The sequence below is a fragment of the Brevibacterium renqingii genome, from assembly GCF_017808095.1.
GTDB classification, from domain to species: Bacteria; Actinomycetota; Actinomycetes; order Actinomycetales; family Brevibacteriaceae; genus Brevibacterium; species Brevibacterium renqingii.
Genome location: NZ_JADBHG010000001.1, coordinates 458,229 through 475,690, shown reverse-complemented (window position 1 = coordinate 475,690; position 17,462 = coordinate 458,229). Strand labels below are relative to the sequence as shown.

General features: G+C 68.5%; 18 protein-coding genes. 11 read left to right on the top strand and 7 right to left on the bottom strand.

Annotated elements, in window-relative coordinates:
* Nucleotides 1-7: 7 nt before the first annotated feature.
* The gene (locus IIE29_RS02150) at nt 8-763 is read left to right on the top strand and encodes a TenA family protein (protein ID WP_209323535.1); all 756 of its coding nucleotides are present in this window, start codon (nt 8-10) and stop codon (nt 761-763) included.
* A 43-nt stretch (nt 764-806) separates the two neighbouring features.
* On the opposite strand, the gene IIE29_RS02145 is transcribed toward IIE29_RS02150, so the two are convergent.
* The 6 genes from IIE29_RS02145 to nadA form a co-directional block, all read right to left on the bottom strand.
* Nucleotides 807-1,331: a DUF1648 domain-containing protein gene (locus IIE29_RS02145; protein WP_209323534.1), complete on the bottom strand. Its 525-nt coding sequence runs from the start codon at nt 1,329-1,331 to the stop codon at nt 807-809.
* Nucleotides 1,332-1,388: 57 nt separating this feature from the next.
* Nucleotides 1,389-1,604, bottom strand: coding sequence for a hypothetical protein (locus IIE29_RS02140; protein WP_209323533.1), 216 nt, complete (start codon nt 1,602-1,604; stop codon nt 1,389-1,391).
* Between the two features lie 103 nt (nt 1,605-1,707).
* A complete protein-coding gene (locus IIE29_RS02135) occupies nt 1,708-2,922 on the bottom strand; it encodes a cysteine desulfurase family protein (protein WP_209323532.1) in 1,215 nt (404 codons plus the stop codon).
* A 1-nt stretch (nt 2,923) separates the two neighbouring features.
* Entirely contained in the window at nt 2,924-3,775 is an 852-nt protein-coding gene (gene nadC, locus IIE29_RS02130; RefSeq protein ID WP_209323531.1) for a carboxylating nicotinate-nucleotide diphosphorylase, read from the bottom strand.
* Complete coding sequence (gene nadB, locus IIE29_RS02125; RefSeq protein ID WP_209323530.1) at nt 3,769-5,424, bottom strand: L-aspartate oxidase; 1,656 nt, start codon at nt 5,422-5,424, stop codon at nt 3,769-3,771. The genes nadC and nadB overlap by 7 nt, the downstream gene beginning before the upstream one ends.
* A gap of 5 nt (nt 5,425-5,429) precedes the next feature.
* On the bottom strand, nt 5,430-6,713 hold the full coding sequence (gene nadA / locus IIE29_RS02120) for a quinolinate synthase NadA (protein WP_209323529.1): 1,284 nt from the start codon (nt 6,711-6,713) through the stop codon (nt 5,430-5,432).
* A gap of 331 nt (nt 6,714-7,044) precedes the next feature.
* On the opposite strand from nadA, the gene panB reads away from it, so the two are divergent.
* Together panB and panC are read left to right on the top strand one after the other, a co-directional pair.
* On the top strand, nt 7,045-8,043 hold the full coding sequence (gene panB, locus IIE29_RS02115) for a 3-methyl-2-oxobutanoate hydroxymethyltransferase (protein WP_246475639.1): 999 nt from the start codon (nt 7,045-7,047) through the stop codon (nt 8,041-8,043).
* On the top strand, nt 8,043-8,900 hold the full coding sequence (panC, locus tag IIE29_RS02110; protein ID WP_209323528.1) for a pantoate--beta-alanine ligase: 858 nt from the start codon (nt 8,043-8,045) through the stop codon (nt 8,898-8,900). The genes panB and panC overlap by 1 nt, the downstream gene beginning before the upstream one ends.
* A 25-nt stretch (nt 8,901-8,925) precedes the next feature.
* Here the strand turns inward: panC and IIE29_RS02105 are convergent, their stop codons facing one another.
* Nucleotides 8,926-9,633, bottom strand: coding sequence for a LysE family translocator (locus IIE29_RS02105; protein WP_209323527.1), 708 nt, complete (start codon nt 9,631-9,633; stop codon nt 8,926-8,928).
* A gap of 144 nt (nt 9,634-9,777) precedes the next feature.
* Here IIE29_RS02105 and IIE29_RS02100 point away from each other — a divergent pair, with 144 nt between their 5' ends.
* From IIE29_RS02100 to IIE29_RS02065, 8 genes are all read left to right on the top strand, one after another.
* Complete coding sequence (locus IIE29_RS02100) at nt 9,778-10,689, top strand: LysR family transcriptional regulator (RefSeq protein ID WP_209323526.1); 912 nt, start codon at nt 9,778-9,780, stop codon at nt 10,687-10,689.
* A gap of 92 nt (nt 10,690-10,781) precedes the next feature.
* Nucleotides 10,782-11,915 carry a GuaB3 family IMP dehydrogenase-related protein gene (locus IIE29_RS02095; RefSeq protein WP_209323525.1) on the top strand — a complete coding sequence of 378 codons (1,134 nt, stop codon included), beginning with the start codon at nt 10,782-10,784 and terminating at the stop codon, nt 11,913-11,915.
* Between the two features lie 31 nt (nt 11,916-11,946).
* Entirely contained in the window at nt 11,947-12,960 is a 1,014-nt protein-coding gene (locus IIE29_RS02090; RefSeq protein ID WP_209323524.1) for an SURF1 family protein, read from the top strand.
* A 2-nt stretch (nt 12,961-12,962) separates the two neighbouring features.
* The gene (locus tag IIE29_RS02085) at nt 12,963-13,400 is read left to right on the top strand and encodes a DUF3817 domain-containing protein (RefSeq protein WP_209323523.1); all 438 of its coding nucleotides are present in this window, start codon (nt 12,963-12,965) and stop codon (nt 13,398-13,400) included.
* 120 nt (nt 13,401-13,520) lie between these two features.
* Complete coding sequence (gene guaA, locus IIE29_RS02080; protein ID WP_209323522.1) at nt 13,521-15,104, top strand: glutamine-hydrolyzing GMP synthase; 1,584 nt, start codon at nt 13,521-13,523, stop codon at nt 15,102-15,104.
* 157 nt (nt 15,105-15,261) lie between these two features.
* Nucleotides 15,262-15,972, top strand: coding sequence for a biotin transporter BioY (locus tag IIE29_RS02075; protein ID WP_209323521.1), 711 nt, complete (start codon nt 15,262-15,264; stop codon nt 15,970-15,972).
* Nucleotides 15,969-16,697 carry an energy-coupling factor ABC transporter ATP-binding protein gene (locus IIE29_RS02070; protein WP_209323520.1) on the top strand — a complete coding sequence of 243 codons (729 nt, stop codon included), beginning with the start codon at nt 15,969-15,971 and terminating at the stop codon, nt 16,695-16,697. Before IIE29_RS02075 ends, IIE29_RS02070 begins: the two co-directional genes overlap by 4 nt.
* Complete coding sequence (locus IIE29_RS02065) at nt 16,694-17,416, top strand: CbiQ family ECF transporter T component (protein WP_246475638.1); 723 nt, start codon at nt 16,694-16,696, stop codon at nt 17,414-17,416. Before IIE29_RS02070 ends, IIE29_RS02065 begins: the two co-directional genes overlap by 4 nt.
* The last annotated feature ends 46 nt before the right edge of the window (nt 17,417-17,462 follow it).

The following is a 17,462-nucleotide window of genomic DNA, read 5'->3' as shown; positions in this document are numbered from 1 at the left end:
AGTTCCCATGACCGTCGATTTCGCCGCCGGCCCGCAGACCACTCAGCTGTGGGAGCGCGTCCGCCCGATCGTCGAACAGATCGAAGACCTGCCGTTCCTCGCCCAACTCGCCGACGGCAGCCTCGACGTCACGGCGTTCACGAACTACATCATCCAGGACGGCATCTACCTGAACGGCTACGCGAAGGCGATGTCCTTCCTCGCCGCAAAGACCGTCGACCGCGACGAGTCCCGCTTCTGGGCCGGCTCGGCGGCCGAGGCGATCACGGTCGAGGAGGGCATGCACGAAGAGCTGCTGGCCGATTCGCGTCTGGCCGCCGCACATGCCGAGCTCACCGGCGCCAGTGCGGGTGCCAAGGCTTCGCCGACGACGCTCGGCTATGTGTCCTTCCTCGTCGCCACGGCTGCCAGCCGCTCCTACGGGGAAGGCGTCGCCGGAGTGCTGCCGTGCTTCTGGGTCTACGCGCACATGGGCAAGGTGCTCATCGACGAGGCCGGGCAGATGGCCGCTGACCATCCGTACCGGGCCTGGGTCCAGACCTATGACTCACCGGAGTTCGACGAATCGACCCGCCACGCGGTGCAGATCCTCGAACAGGAGCTCGCGAAGGCCCCGGACGAGGAAGCGGCACGGATGCGCGCGGCCTTCGAACAGGCGTGTGTCTACGAACTCCACTTCTGGGCCTCGGCACACGCGATGCAGAACTGGGACGCCTCCATCTTCCTGCCGCAGGGTGCTGCGGTCGAAACCGCGAGCGTCTGAGGGAAGCTGCCGAGGCCGGCCCGCTGAGCCCATGGGCCCGGGCTCACCTCGGCGGGCGGAGCCGGCGGACAAGGTTGATCAGAGCCGCTGCGGTGATGATGAGGAAGACGCCGGTGGGAAGGAACGTCATCCCCGTCGGCATCGTCGCCCCGCGCCCCTCGCGCATGATCATCACGAGCACCGTCGTCAACAGCAGGGCCATTGCCCCGCCGAGGATGCGCATGAACTCCATGAGGCAGTCATAGAGGTAAGTGCGCTCGCCGTGTGCGAGCCAGTACTCCTTGAACGGGATGTTGATGATGGAGCTCGGGAGCTTCTCCCAGATGCAGCGGATCGAGAAGAGCAGGGGGAGTCCCACGCCGATCGGCACGAGCCAGCCCAGCGTGCCCGCCTTCGACGACCAGTCGTCGGGCTGTCCCGAGGAATCGAAGTGGCTCGCGACGGTGTCCGGGGCCTGGATCCAGAACCACACGGCGGTGCCGATGAACACGAGGATCGACACGGCTGCGAACACGAGCGCCGCGAAAGCCCCGAACGGGTTCTGACGTTGAGGTGCAGAGGAAGTCACCCTGCCACTTTAACAACAAGGGAAGTTCTGTCATTCAGCGGCAGGCGCGAGCGAACCTCAGGCGTGCGCTGTGCCGGACGATCCGTCGGGGTAATGGGTGAGTGGTCCGAACGATCCGAGCGCATGCCAACCGCGGCGCAGCGTATTCCACAGGAGCACGTGATCGACCTCCATGAGAGGGACGCGATCGTGCCTCGGGCATGCGTATCGCCCGACGAAGAACACGATCGTCGAAAACATCACGGCAATCATGAACAGAATCAGCAGATCCATGGTGGCCCCCTCACACCCGGTACGAATGCTTGCCCCTATTTTCTCTCCGAATCGCGAAGAATGATAGGGGCGTCTCGCCTGGTGGGTGTGAGAGTGGACACAATCAGGTGTAGCTGAGGGCGAGACTCTCGGCCGCCTCGATGACCGCCTGCGAAGCGAGGCGCCCCTGTTCGTCCGTGACACCGGCGGGGAAGGTGAAGCGGACGCTCGTCTGAGCGACCTCGGCCTCGATGCCCAGAGCCACGAGCACATGCGAGGCCTCATCGGAACCGACCGCACAGGCCGATCCGCTCGACGCCGTCACGCCGAGGCGTTCGAGCTCGAGGAGGACGGCCTCACCGGAGGTGTTCGGGAAGCAGAAAGACGCATGATTCGGGGTCCGCGCTTCCGGGCTGCCCGTGAGGAAGGCTCCCGGAACCGCGCTCAGGACTGCGGAGACGAACGCGTCGCGCACGGCCCGGACACGGTCGGCGGCTGCGTACCGCTCCGCCTCGGCGAGTTCCAGGGCCGTGGCGAAGGCGACCGCCAGGGCGACGTTCTCCGTGCCCGACCGGCGGCCGGATTCCTGCCCGCCGCCGTGGATGAGCGGTTCGACGGGGATGCGGGCGCGGATCGCGGCCACACCGATGCCCTTCGGCGCACCGACCTTGTGCCCGGCCAGGGTGAGCGCGTCCACGCCGAGACCCGACAGCGGCAGCCACCCGGCCGCCTGCACCGCATCGGTGTGGAACAGCGCGCCCGAGGCGTGCGCGACCTCCGCCAGGGCGGGGACGTCGGCGACCGTGCCGATCTCATTGTTCGCATAGCCCAGGCTCACGACCGCGGTGCCCGGCCGCACAGCAGCCTCCAAAGCCTCGGGAGACACCGTCCCACCGGGGCCGAGTGCGACCTCGGTGACGTCGAATCCGTGCACTCGGGTGAGGAACTCCGCCGAGGCGAGCACCGCTTCGTGTTCGATCGCCGAGGTGACGATATGTCGCCGAGGCGGCCCGCCGCCACGTGGATGTGCCCCGCCCCGGGCCCCTCGTCCGGCCTGCGTACCGACGTGGGCCTGGGCGCCGAGGGCCATGCCGATGATCGCGAGGTTGTCCGCTTCGGTGCCGCCGCTGGTGAACGTGATGTCCGTGCTGCGCATGCCGAGCACCCGCGCCACCCGGGACCGGGCGTCGGCGAGGGCCTCCGACGAGAGCCGACCGACTTCGTGATGGCTCGAGGGATTGCCGAAGGCGCCGGCCAGATACGGCCACGCGGCTTCGAGGGCCTCCCGGCGCACCGGTGCCGCCGAGGCCGTGTCGAGGTACAGTCGGCCGCCGTCCATCTCAGTTCTCCAGGCTCAGGTCGAGGCCGAGGTCGACGGCGCGCACACTGTGGGTCAGCGCGCCTGAGGAGATGACGTCGACGCCGGTGGCGGCGATCTCGCCGATCGTGGCCAGAGTGACATTGCCGCTGGCCTCGACGATGGCGCGGCCGCCGATGAGCTCGACGCCCTCGCGCAGCCGGGCGGGGCTGAAGTTGTCGAGCATGATGATATCGACCCCGCCGTCGAGCACGGCCGGAATCTGGTCGAGCCGGTCGACCTCGACCTCGATCACCGTCGTGTGCGGCAGGCGGGCCCGTGCGGCACGGATCGCTTCGCTCACATCAGCCCCCTCGCCTGCCAGGACGGCGAGGTGGTTGTCCTTGACCATGACCGCGTCCGAGAGCCCGAAACGGTGGTTGTGCCCGCCTCCGCACACGACCGCGTGCTTCTCGAACGCCCGCAGCCCCGGGGTGGTCTTGCGGGTATCGGCGATGCGTGCACGACCGGCTGCAGCATCCACATAACTCCTGGTCAGAGTCGCGATGCCGCTCATCCGCTGACAGAAGTTCAAGGCGATCCGCTCGGCCCGCAGGACTGCTCTGGCCGGGCCGCGCACCATGGCCAGGACATCTCCGGAACCGAAGGGAGCGCCGTCGGAAGACCGCAGGTCGACCGCGACCTCGTCGTCGACGAGTCCGAAGGCGCGGGCGAAGACCTCGATACCGGCGAGGACCCCGTCCTCCCGGGCGCGCAGCGCTGCGCGTGCCGAAGCCTCGTCGGGGACGAAGGCCTCCCCGGTGACATCGCCCCAGGGCGCGTCCTCGTCGAGGGCGAGGCGGAGTGCGGAATCGATGGTGGCGTTCGTCAGCATGCGGTGGTCTCCTCGAGCAGGTCGGTGGACGTGGCGCGGGGCGCGAGTGCGCTCGCCGGCGGGGTATCGGTTCGGGTATGGGCACCGAGGCTGAGCGGGCGCGCCAGCGCATGCCGGGCCATGTGTGCGGCGATGAGGGCGAGGTTCGACGTCTCGACCCGATCGACGAGAGAATCGTGACGCATCATGTCGGTCGCGGAATCGTGCCGCATGTCGGCTCCGCTCAGATGCCCAGCGGTCACCGGAGCCTCACCGAGGCGGCTGAGCAGGAGGCGCAGACCGGCGGCGTGTCGTTCCACGCCGAGGTGGGCCCAGGTCAGTTCCCGCAGCTCGGCCCGTGTCAGGCCCGCCCGACGAGGCAGCCGGCGATCGCCGGTGCGTGCGGGGTCCGTGCCGGCCCGGCCGGGGGTGTGGACGGCCCGTGCGGACGCCGAGCCGAGGTTGGCGCGGTGCTGTCCGGCGACGTCGCCGAGCTCGGCTTCGATCGCTCGAGCCGCGCGCTCGACGAAGACCGCACCCTCGAGCAGCGAGTTCGAGGCCAATCGGTTCGCCCCGTGCACCCCGGTGCATGCGACCTCACCGACGGCGAAGAGCCGGCCGATGCTCGTCCGTCCCTCGAGGTCCGTGGCGATTCCGCCCATGAAGTAATGCGCGGCAGGAGTGACGGGAATGAGATCCTGCTCCGGGTCCAGACCATGGGCGGCAAGGCCTCGGGTGATGCTCGGGAACCGGGCCGCCACCTCAGGCACCTGCGTGGCGTCGAGGAAGCAGGGCCGCCCGTCCTGGGCGGCAGACCGGCGGTGCAGCGCCAAGGCCACGACATCGCGCGGAGCGAGCTCGGCCCGGACATCGACCTCGCGCATGAAGCGCCGCCCCTGTTCGTCGACGAGCAGGGCCCCGGCGCCGCGCACGGCTTCGGAGATGAGGAAACCGGGTCCGGCCAGCGCGGTCGGATGGAACTGGAAGAACTCGAGATCGCGGACTCGAGCTCCGGCTCGGAGGGCCGCGGCCAGTCCGTCCCCGGTCGCCGCGGCCGGGTTCGTCGTGTGTGCGAAGAGCTGCCCGGCACCGCCGGTGGCCAGCACGACCGCATCGGCGGACAGACGCCCGAGGCGACCGCCTCGGAGGACGGTGATGCCGGTGACGCGAATCGATGTGCCGTGTTCCTCGGTGACGAGGTCGACGAGCATCGTTTGCTCGAGTACGCGCACTCGCCCCGCGGTCGCCTCGGCGCGCAGACGACCGGTCAGTGCCACGATGATCGCTCGACCGGTCGCATCGCCGCCGGAGTGGAAGATGCGCGGGTGGGAATGCGCCCCCTCCATGCCCCGGGCCCAGGCACCGGTCCGGTCCGTGTCGAACTCGACTCCTGCCTCGGCGAGGTCGACGACGGCCGCACCGCCGGCCTCGCACAGCACCCGCACTGCCGACTCGTCGCAGTGTCCGGCACCGGCGGTCAGGGTGTCCGCCACATGGGCAGCGGCCGTGTCCTCGGTGCCGATGACCCCGGCGATCCCGCCCTGCGCCCACTCGGTGTTCGACTCGCCGAGCGCGCCCTTCGTCACGAGCGTGACCTCGTGACGACCGGCCAGCCGCAGTGCCGCTGTCAGACCGGCGATGCCGGAGCCGATGACGATGACCTGTCCCATGGGACTCAGATCCGCGGCTTCGCAGCGAGCATCCGCGTCAGCGACACCCTGGCGGGATCGGCCACCGAGGCGTCGACCGAGATCTGATTGACGACCTCCCCGTCGAGCAGCGACTCGAGCACCCAGGCGATGTAGCCGGGGTGGATCCGGTACATCGTCGAGCACGGGCAGATCACGGGATCGAGGCAGAAGATCGTGTGCTGCGGATGTTCGGCGGCCAGCCTCTGCACGAGGTTGATCTCGGTGCCGATGGCGAAGGTGGTCGGCTCGCTGGCCTCGGCGATGGCCTTCGTGATGTAGGCGGTCGAGCCGGACTCATCGGCGGCGGCGACGGTCTCGCGAGGGCACTCGGGGTGGACGATGACGCGGACGTCCGGATGCTCGGCCCGCGCCTTGTCGATCTGCGCAGGGGTGAAGCGCTTGTGCACTGAGCAGAAGCCCTGCCACAGGATGACGCGAGCGTCGTCGAGGGCGTCGACGGTGTTGTTGCCCAGCGGCCGGGCCGGATTCCACAGCGGCATCTCGTCGAGGCCGATGCCCATATTCACCGCCGTGTTGCGCCCGAGGTGCTGGTCGGGGAAGAACAGGACCCGCTGTCCGCGTGCGAACGCCCATTCGAGGACCACCTCGGCGTTGGAGGAGGTGCACACGATGCCGCCGTTGCGGCCGCAGAAGCCCTTGATCGCGGCCGAGGAATTCATGTACGTGACGGGGACGACCGGGACGCGGCCGTCGGCATCGGGTTCGGTGCCGAAGATCTCTGCCAGCTGCTCCCAGCAGTCCTCGACCTGGTCGATGCTTGCCATATCGGCCATCGAACAGCCGGCGGCGAGGTTGGGCAGGATGACCGACTGGTTCGGCTGCGAGAGCAGATCAGCGGTCTCGGCCATGAAGTGCACGCCGCAGAAGACGATGGCTTCGGCCTCCGGGTGATTCTGAGCGGCGCGGGCGAGCATGAACGAGTCGCCGATGTAGTCGGCGTGCTCGACGACCTCGACGCGCTGGTAGTGGTGCCCGAGCAGCACCACGCGATCGCCGAGAGCCTCCTTGGCCCGACGGATCCGAGCGTCGAGCTCCTCGGCCGAGGCCTGCTTGTACTCGTCCGGGATCTCGCCCTGACGCGGGGCTCCGACCGGGATCGGATCGGCCAGCGACGCGCCGGGGCCGTAGCCGGGGCGGACATCGACGTCCCACGGCGCGTCGAGCAGCTCCGTCGAACACATATCGTCCTTCGCGCCCGCAGCCGAGATGTCCTTGAGGGTGAGTTCGATCGAAGCTGTGGTGGTCATCATCGTCCTTCGCGTCGGTGGGTGGAGGCGCGACGGGATCCGCCCGTCGGCACCACTCGAAAAATTTTGCGCAGAAGTGCTTTAATGGTTTGCGCAGAAGTGAGATTAATCGCGTGGGTCGGCGATGTACAACTCCGGCCAGGGGGAGCGCCGATGCCGTGCCGGGATGGGCGGGGGCGCGCGGGATGTTCTAGGCTGGGGCCCGGCTCGCAATCCGAGTCGATGCGCACTGCGGAGGGCGCCCGTGGGAGAGGTCGCTGCTTCAGACCGGAGCACAGTCCCCGATCGGCCCGCGCCTGCACCGACGACATCGCACCAACGAAGGATTCCCATGCCCGATGCGGCACATTCGAACCAGACAGCACCGGCGAACCCGACATCGCCCATGAATTCCGCCGAGGAGCCGCCCCCGTACGGCGGGCCCGGCTCGACCGACTCGACCGGCTCGACCGGCGTTTCCGGCTCGACCGGCGCTTCCGGGGCGGCCGGCGGCGCACCCCGGGCGCCCGGCGCGGATGCCCCCGCGGCACCGCCTCGGCGAGTGCGCACCCTCGACCTCATCAAGGCCAAAGCCGAGGGCCGACGCTGGGCGATGCTGACCAGCTACGACCAGTACACGGCCGCACTGTTCGAACAGGCCGGCGTCGAGGCTCTGCTGGTCGGCGATTCGGCGGCGAACAACGTCTTCGGCCACGCCACGACACTGCCGGTGACCGTCGACGAGCTCATTCCTCTGGCCCGCGCAGTCGCCTCGGCGACGAATCGTGCGCTCGTCGTCGCGGACCTGCCCTTCGGCAGCTACGAGATCTCCGACGAGCAGGCAGTGGCCACGGCCGTGCACTTCATGAAGGAAGCCGGCGTCCACGCGGTCAAGCTCGAGGGCGGGGCGACGATGGCCTCTCGGATCAAAGCGATCACCACGGCGGGGATCCCGGTCATGGCCCATATCGGCTTCACTCCGCAGGCCGAGCACAACCTCGGCGGGTACAAGGTCCAGGGCCGCGGCGAGGCTGGCGCCGCTCTGCTCGACGATGCTCGCGCCGTCGCCGAAGCCGGCGCCTTCTCCGTGGTCATGGAGATGGTCCCCTCGGGGCTGGCCGGGCAGGTCACGTCCGAGCTGTCGATCCCGACCGTGGGCATCGGCGCCGGTGCGCAGACCGACGCTCAGGTCCTCGTTTGGCAGGACATGGCGGGTCTGCGCACGGGCCGGGCTCCGCGCTTCGTCAAGCGCTACGCCGATCTGCACTCGGTGCTCACCGAGGCGGTCGGAACCTATGTCGACGAGGTGAAGTCCGGGGCGTTCCCCGAACCCGAGAGGGGCTTCGACTGATGGAGGTCGGAGGCATCCAGGCGCTGCGACGGTGGCGGGCCCGGCAGTCGGGCAAGGTGGGCCTCGTGCCGACGATGGGCGCCCTGCACTCGGGGCATCAGGCGCTGATGACCCGGGCGCGCGCCGAGTCGGACCTGGTCGTGACCTCGATCTTCGTCAACCCGCTCCAGTTCGGCGCCGACGAGGACTTCGTGCAGTATCCGCGCCCATTCGCCGCCGACCTCGAGAAATGCGAGGAGGCCGGAGTCGACTTCGTCTTCGCACCGGCGCTGGGGGAGATGTACCCCTCGGCGCCCGAGGTCAGGGTCAGGGCCGGGCGCATGGGTGCGGTCTTCGAAGGAGAGGCCCGGCCCGGGCACTTCGACGGCGTGCTCACGGTCGTGGCGAAGCTGTTCAACCTCATCGCACCCGATGTCACGGTCTTCGGCCTCAAGGACATCCAGCAGTTCTGCCTGGTCAAGAGGATGATCGCCGACCTCGATTTCGATATCGAGATCATCGGTCTGCCCGTCGTCCGCGACGGCGACGGACTGGCGATGTCGAGCCGCAACGAATACCTCACCGGGGCAGATCGGAATCGCGCCTTGGCGATTCCGCGGGCCCTCGAAGCCGCCGCCGAGGTGGCAGCGGAGGTGCCGTCCGGAGGCGGGGGAGGGCCCGCCGCGGTCGAGGCGGCGGCGCGAGCCGTACTTGATTCCGCGGCCGAGCGCGGGGACCTCGAGGTCATCTATCTCAGCCTTGTGGATTCCGCGGACCTGCGCCCGTGCGGCCCGGACTTCCGAGGGTCGGCACTGCTGCTCGTCTCCGCGACCGTCGGCGGCACTCACCTCATCGACAACCTGCCGCTGGAATTCTGAGCGCTTCCGGCTGCCGGCTGTCGGCTCAGATCGGGATCGCGATGACGGCGATGCCGATGATCAGGAGGATGCCGGCCGAGGCGGCTTCGATGAAGAAGTCGGCGCTGCGGTGGGCCATCGCCGAAGCCGCCAGGCTCGCGGTCAGGGCCAGGACGATCTGGTAGGACAGCAGCACTCCGAGGATCAGGGCGATGAGCACCGCATAGTCGACGCCGCTCGGCGAGGCGGGCACGAGCGTGGGCAGGATCGCGAGGAAGAACAGACCGACCTTCGGATTGCTCAGGGACGAGACGATGCCGCGACGGTAGGACACCACCGATCGCAGGTGCCCCCAGGAGCTCGACTCCATGACGGTAGCGATCTCACTGACCGGGCCCTCAGGGGTGTGGTCGGCCGGTTCGGTCGAGGGCGTCGCCTGGGCAACGGACGCCGACAGCTCACGGCGCAGCCGGACCGCCTGCCTGGCAGCCAGCACTCCGAGGAAGCACAGATACAGCCCGCCGACGACCTTGAGGACCTGCACGGCCGCAGGATAGACGGTGAGCAGGGCGGAGACCCCGGTCAAGGCGAGCACCATCCAGATGACGGTGCCGGTGGCCGTGCCGAGCGCGTAGACCATCCCGGCCTTCCGTCGCAGCGAGGAGAGGCGGATCGTGAGGATCGTCTCGGGCCCGGGCGTGACCGCAAGCGCGGCAGCGGCACCGGTGATGGTGAGGATCTCGGGACCGGTCACGGCTCTCCTTCGAAGAAGTGGGGGACAGAACGGCACACATCGCGCGGGACTTCTCCATTCTGACGGCAGAAACCTGTTGAGAAAAGCAATTGATTGCTAATGATCATCAGGTGCTGCCGAATGGTTCTCCGCTAGGCTGGGAGCATGTGGGATCTCAACCGGCTCCGAGTCTGGCGCGCCGTAGTCGCCACGGGATCCGTGGTCGATGCCGCGAGGAGCCTCAACTTCACGCCGGCGACGGTCAGCCAGCACATCACCACTCTGCAGAAGAGCCTCGGCGTGCCCCTGTACCGGCGTTCGGGACGCGGCATCGAGATCACGGAGTTCGGCAAGCGTCTGGCCGAGGAATCCGGCGAGGTCTTCGCCTCCGTGACCAAGCTCGACGATCTCGTCGAGAGCTTCCGCAGCGTCAGTCGCCCGCGGATGCGCATCGCGGCCTTCACCTCCTTCAACGCCCGACTGCTGCCCGGCATCATCGAATCCGTCGCTCGTGACCACCCGAACCTGCGCTTCGATATCCAGCTCAACGAACCGGCGAAGGTCCGGCGCAGCCACTGCCTCATCGAGATCCGCAGCGAGGTCCCGCAGGAGGGCGAGATCCATCTGCCGGAGATGACGCGCGTGCCGCTCTTCGACGATGACTACAGGGTCGTCGTCTCCGAGCGGCACGAATTCGCCGGTCTCGACTCCGTGCCGTTCAAGGACCTCGAGGATCAGCCCTGGGTCGACTACGACCTGTGGTCGGGGCCCACGAGCAAGGTCGTCGACCTCGCCTGCGCCGCAGCCGGCTTCGAACGCAGGAACTTCGCTGCCTCCGAGGACGATTTCGCCGCCCTTGCCCTCGTGTCCTCCGATCTGGCGATCACCGTGCTGCCGCGACTGTCGACGCTGCAGCTGCCGCCCGGTCTCGTCGCCGTCGGCCTGACCGATCCCGTGCCGATGCGCCGAGTGGTCATGCACGTGCGTGAGAGGGATGCGCACCTGCCGCATGTGCGTGCCTTCGTCACAGCCGCCGAGGCGGTCGTCGCCGCCCACCTCGACCGCACCGCCCTCTGATCTCAGGCAGCAGTCGTCCCTGCCAGGGAGACCAGGTGTTCCTCATAGTGGGCTGAGACCTGGCCCGGAGGGCGGTGGGATAGGCTGTTGGCGTGAGTTCTGAAATCGAGATCGGCAAAGGCAAGCGCGGCCGTCGCGCGTATTCGCTGGACGACATCGCCATCGTCCCTGCCCGGCGTACCCGCGACCCCGAAGACGTGTCCCTGAGCTGGCAGATCGACGCCTACCAGTTCGAACTGCCCTTCATCGGCGCACCGATGGATTCGGCCATGTCGCCGGAGACCGTCATCGCGCTGGGTCAGTTCGGCGGCCTCGGCGTGCTCGACCTCGAAGGACTCTGGACCCGCTACGAGGATCCGGCCCCGCTGCTGGCCGAGATCGCCCAGCTGCCTTCCGAGATGGCGACCTCCCGGATGCAGGAGCTCTACTCCGCTCCCATTCAGGCCGAACTCATCACCGCCCGCCTCGCCCAGATCCGTGAGGCCGGAGTCACCGTCGCCGGTGCCCTGACACCGCAGCGGACCCAGGAGTTCTACAAGACCGTCGTCGATGCCGGTGTCGACATCTTCGTCATCCGCGGCACCACGGTCTCGGCCGAGCACGTCTCGACCCACACCGAACCGCTCAACCTCAAACAGTTCATCTACGAACTCGACGTGCCCGTCATCGTCGGCGGAGCGGCCACCTACACTGCGGCCCTTCACCTCATGCGCACCGGCGCCGCCGGCGTCCTCGTCGGCTTCGGCGGGGGAGCGGCGGCCACGACGCGCAAGACCCTGGGCATCCACGCCCCGATGGCCACGGCCGTCGCCGATGTCCACGCCGCCCGCCGGGACTACATGGACGAATCCGGCGGCCGCTATGTCCACGTCATCGCCGACGGCGGCCTGGGCACCAGCGGCGAGATCGTCAAGGCCTTCGGCGTCGGCGCCGACGCCGTCATGCTCGGCACCGCTCTGGCCCGGGCGACCGAGGCACCCGGGCGCGGCATGCACTGGGGCGCCGAAGCCCACCACCCGGAGCTGCCGCGCGGCCACCGCGTGGAGCTCGGCACCGTCGGCAGCCTCGAACAGGTGCTCTTCGGCCCCGGCCGCACCGCGATCGGCGAACTCAACCTCGCCGGCGCCCTGCGCCGTGCCCTGGCCACCACGGGCTACCTCGACCTCAAGGAATTCCAACGCGTCGACGTCACCGTCTCGCCCTACCAGACTGGTTCGGTGGTCTGAACTGTTCCGCCTGGCGCTGACCCCCAAATGGTTGGGGTCCCTGCTCCTCGTGCTGGTGCTCGTCACCTGCTTCGTCGGCCTCTCCTCGTGGCAGGTCAACCGCGCACAGCACAAGAACGACGTCGCCGATTCCGCCGGGGTCGAGAAGCTCAAGGACTTCAACGACGTCATGGACGCCCAAGCCCCGATGCCCGGCGTCCTGGCCGACCAGCGGGTCAGCTTGAGCGGACACTGGGTCCGCGACGCCCAGGTCGTCGTCCCCGGACGCGTCCAGGACGGTGACACGGGGTACTGGGTGGTCACGATGTTCGCCCCCGACGGGGCCCACCTCGGCGAGGGGGTCGAAGCGGCGAACGCCGATGAGAAGACGATCGCGATCCCCGTCGTCCGCGGCTTCACCACGGACGAAGAGCTGGCTGCGGATTCCCGCGCCGCCGCAGGCGAGGTCGAGCTCACGGCCCGGATCGGACCCATCGAGGGTCCGCAGCCGGGCAACGATCTGCCCGACGGCCAGGTGCGTACGGTCTCGACCTCGCAGATCATCAACATGTTCCCCGATCTGCTCACCTACTCCGGGTTCCTCATCCCGGAGAGCGCGAGCGGGGCCGCCGCCTCGGTCGGCACCGACGGACTCGAACAGGTTCCGACCACCACGACCCGCGACGAGGGCGGATTCGATCTGCAGTCGGCGGTGTACGCCGTCGAGTGGCTCATCTTCGCCGCCATGGCCCTCTATATGTGGTTCCAGCTGCTGCGTGACGACTATATGCGCCGCCGCCTCGGCGAGGATTCCCAGGATTCGGAGAACCGCGTCGAGTATGTTGTCGTCAAGGCCGCCGGTGCCTCGAGCATCGACCCCGAGGTGATGTCGGGCCTGACCGGACTGCCGGCCCACCGCCACGGTGGGAAGAAGCCGGGCAGGCGCCGCCGCGGCAGCCGAGGCGAGGACCGCGCCGATGGGCCGTCCGGCGATCAGCCGAAGGGCACCGACGCAGGTCCGGCCGACAATTCAGATACCGATACCCGCACGACCGGAGGAAACTGAGCGTGAGCGAAGAACACGAGTCCTTGGACTCCCGCCCCGACTTCGATGAGTCCGATGTGTGGAGCGTCAAGCGCTTCACCTCGGCGCGCAATGCGCTGAAGTTCTACCGGGTGATGGCCTTCATCACCGGTACGATGCTGCTCATCCTCACGGTCGAGATGATCTACAAGTACCTCATCGCCGCCGACTCCGAGACCGCGCTCAACTTCGGCGGGTTCAACCTCGCCGCAGCCATCGCGATCTGCCACGGCTGGTGCTACGTCGTCTACCTCATCGGCTGCTTCTGGCTCAACCAGCAGATGCGCTGGAGCCTCGGCCGCTACCTCGTCCTCGCCCTGGCCGACGTCGTGCCCGTGATGTCGTTCATCCTCGAGCGCCGCATCCACCGCCAGGTCGACGCCGAGCTCGAAGCCGCCGTCGTCGTCGCGCCCAAGAGCTGAGCCCTCCCGAGGCGGGAAGCCCGTCCCCGAGGCGGGAGCTCGGCCCGTCGCCGAGTTGAGGCGTCGGAGGTGCGGAACCCCGAAATTGGGCGGCGAGTGGCCGACGCATAGAATTGGACCATGACGCAATCCCAGAGCACACAGGTGCCCCCTGTCCTCGTCGTCGATTTCGGCGCCCAGTACGCCCAGCTCATCGCCCGCCGCATCCGCGAGGCCGGTCTGTACTCGGAGATCATCGCCCACGATGCCACGGCCGCCGAGTTCGCGGCGAAGAAGCCCGTGGCCATCGTGCTCTCCGGCGGTCCCTCGAGCGTCAATGACGAAGGCGCCCCGAGCTTCGACACGGGTGTCTTCGACCTCGGGATCCCGACCATGGGCATCTGCTACGGCTTCCAGCTCATGTCGACCAGCCTCGGCGGTCGGGTGGCGAAGACCGACAAGCGCGAATACGGCTCGACCCCGCTGTCGGTGACCGACACGGGTTCGCTGCTGGCCGAGACCCCGAGCAGCTACAAGGTCTGGATGTCCCATGGGGACTCCGTCGCCGAGGCGCCCGAGGGCTTCGACGTGCTCGCGTCCACCCCTGACACTCCGGTCGCGGCCTTCGAATGCCCGACCAAGCGCTTCGCCGGCGTGCAGTGGCACCCCGAGGTCCTCCATTCGGAGAACGGCCAGAAGATCCTCGAGAACTTCCTCTACAACGTCGCGGGCCTCGAAGCCGACTGGACGAACGCCTCGGTCATCGACGAGCAGGTCGAGCTCATCCGGGCCCAGGTCGGCGACAAGAAGGTCATCTGCGGACTCTCCGGAGGCGTCGACTCCTCGGTCGCCGCGGCGCTCGTCCATAAGGCGATCGGCGACCAGCTCACCTGCGTCTTCGTCGACCACGGCCTGCTGCGCGAGGACGAGAGGAAACAGGTCGAGGAGGACTACGTCGATTCGATCGGCGTCCGCCTGGTCACCGTCGACGCGCGTGAGCGGTTCCTCTCCCAGCTCGCCGGAGTCACCGACCCGGAGGAGAAGCGCAAGGCCATCGGCCGCGAGTTCATCCGCACCTTCGAGACCGCTGCCGCCGACCTCGTGCTCGAGGCCCAGGAGGACGAGGGCGAGGACATCGCCTTCCTGGTCCAGGGGACCCTCTACCCGGACGTCGTCGAATCCGGCGGCGGATCGGGCACCGCGAACATCAAGAGCCATCACAACGTCGGCGGCCTGCCCGATGACATCCAGTTCGAGCTCATCGAACCGCTGCGCGCCCTGTTCAAGGACGAGGTCCGCGCCATCGGCCGCGAACTCGGCGTGCCCGAGGGCATCGTCTCCCGTCAGCCCTTCCCCGGGCCGGGACTGGGCATCCGCATCATCGGCGAGGTCACCGAAGAGCGTCTGAATATCCTTCGCAAGGCTGACGCCATCGCCCGTGCCGAGCTGACGAAGGCCGGCCTCGACGGGGAGATCTGGCAGTGCCCGGTCGTCCTGCTGGCCGACGTGCGCTCCGTCGGAGTCCAGGGCGACGGCCGCACCTACGGCCATCCCGTGGTGCTGCGTCCGGTCTCGAGCGAGGACGCGATGACCGCCGATTGGACGCGCATTCCCTACGATGTGCTCTCCGTCATCTCCAACCGCATCACCAACGAGGTCGACGACATCAACCGCGTCGTCCTCGACGTCACTTCGAAGCCTCCGGGCACCATCGAATGGGAGTGATCGACCGGCCGTGAGAGACACGGTCGGTGCCGAGGCGACTTTCGGATGACCCCCGATTTCGGTTCCTGAACAGTGTTCAGTTACTGTGGTGGGTGTCCGGGGTCGCCTCGGGTGCATCCGGAATCGGACCGGATGGATCACGAACTATGGAGTACTTATGTCTCAGGCACACAGCACCGCCTCGGCGGGCATCCCTCGTCCCCGCTCCGCCGGTCGGGGCGGCGATATCGCACTCATCGCGGTCTTCGCCGCCATGCTCGCAGCCTTTGCGATGATGCCTCCCGTTCCCGTCCCCGTCGGTCCTGCCGGGGTGCCGATCACCCTCCAGACGTTCGCCATCGCGCTATGCGGAATGGTGCTCGGACCCTGGCGGGGAGCCGCGGCGACACTGCTCTACGTTGTCCTCGGTCTGCTCGGGCTGCCGATCTTCTCGGGCATGAGCGGCGGCATCGGCGTGCTGGCCGGACCGAGCGCCGGTTACATCCTCTCCTTCACGCTCTATGCTCTGGCTGCGGGACTCGTCGCTCGCTGGGCCGTGCGCCGCTTCCATGGAATGCGGCTCGGACTGGCCCTGTTCGTCGGAGGGTTCGGCGGCAGCCTGCTGCTCAACCACCCGCTGGGGATCCTGGGCATGTCGATAAATGCCGATCTGCCGCTGAGCGTCGCGACCGTCGCCGACCTCGCCTACTGGCCCGGTGACATCATCAAGAACATCCTCGCCGCCTCGGTCGCGGTCCTCATCCACCGGGCGTTTCCCGATGTGCTCCGCCGCCGCGGAAGGGCCGTCGCGTCGGCTGTCGGTGCCGGCGATGCGGGCGCACCTGCTGCGGCTGGTGCCGGCGAGAGCCGGGAGCCTGGCCGCAAGTGACACGTGAGATCCGATTGACCGACGTCGCCGTCGGCGTCCTCGACGAAGGCCCCGACGGCGATGTGGTCCGGCCGATCCTCCAGGACGTCAGCTTCACGCTGACCGAGGACATCGTCGCAGTCATCGGCGCCAACGGCTCGGGCAAGTCGACCCTGCTGCAGCTGTTCAACGGCCTGGTCACGGCGAACGCGGGACGGGTCCTCGTCGACGGGTTCGACCCGGCCCGACAGGGGCCGAAGGTGCGATCGCGCGTCGGCTTCGTCTTCACGGATCCCGCCGCGCAGCTGGTCATGCCGACCCCGGTCGAGGACATCGAACTGTCCCTGCGCAAGTCCGTGCCGAAGTCGGAGCGCAGAACTGCGGCCCTGGCCGTGCTCGACGAGCTCGGCATCGCCGATCTGGCAGATCGCAGCGTCTACGAGCTCTCCGGAGGGCAGCGCCAGCTCGTGGCCCTGGCCGCGGTGCTCGCCGTCGATCCGCAGATCCTCGTCCTCGACGAGCCGACGACGCTGCTCGACCTGCGCAACAGGGAGCGGCTGCGGGTGCATCTGCAGGAGCTCGTGGCTCGGCGCGGAGTGCGCATCGTCCTCACCACCCACGACCTCGAATTCGCGCACCTGGCCCAGCGGGCGCTCGTCGTCGAAGACGGCCGCATCGCCTGCGATGCCGCCCCCGCCGAGGCGGTCGAGACCTACCGCCAGATGATCATGAGCGATACGCCATGACCCGGGATCCTCTGGCAGGCGCGAACGCTGACGGGGCTGACGCCGGCGGTGCGAACGCTGCCGGGGCTGATGGCGCCGCGGCCACCTGGCGCAAGCATGCAGGGATCAGACCGCGGCCGCAGCTCTTCGGGAAGGTCGCGGCCACCCGCGGTTGGCTGCACGCGGTGCCGACCGGAGCCAAGCTCGGATGCATCGCGGCCATCGGCATCGTGGCGCTGATCTTCCGCGACCCGGTCATCAACTGGTCGATATTCGCAGTCCTCGTCATCGTCGGGTTCACGGCCCGGCTGCGACTCTCGTACTTCCTGCGGACCTGGCTCTACGTCGCCGTGCTGGTCACCATCGTCATGGCCCTGCAGTACTTCTTCGGTTCCCTGCAGTCGGGTCTGGCCGTCGGCGGCACCGTGTTCGCGTGTGTCCAAGCGGCGCTGCTGCTGACGCTGACGACCACTGTCGCGCAGCTGCTCGACGCCTTCACCGTGCTGGTGAGCCCGCTGCGGTTCTTCGGCGCCAACACCGAGGCGATCGCTCTGACCGCGAGTCTCATGGTGCGGGCGATCTCCCACATCTCGGGCCTGCTGGGGGAGGCCGAGCGGGCCGCTCGTGCCCGCGGTCTCGATTCGAGCATCAAGGCCCGGGTGGTGCCGGCGATCCTGCGCTCGGTCAAGTACGCCCAGGACACCGGTCGGGCCCTCGACGCCCGCGGCATCGTCGATTGAAGCGGGCGCGGGCGCTAGCGCCTCGGCGAGGCCGGGGCTGCATCGT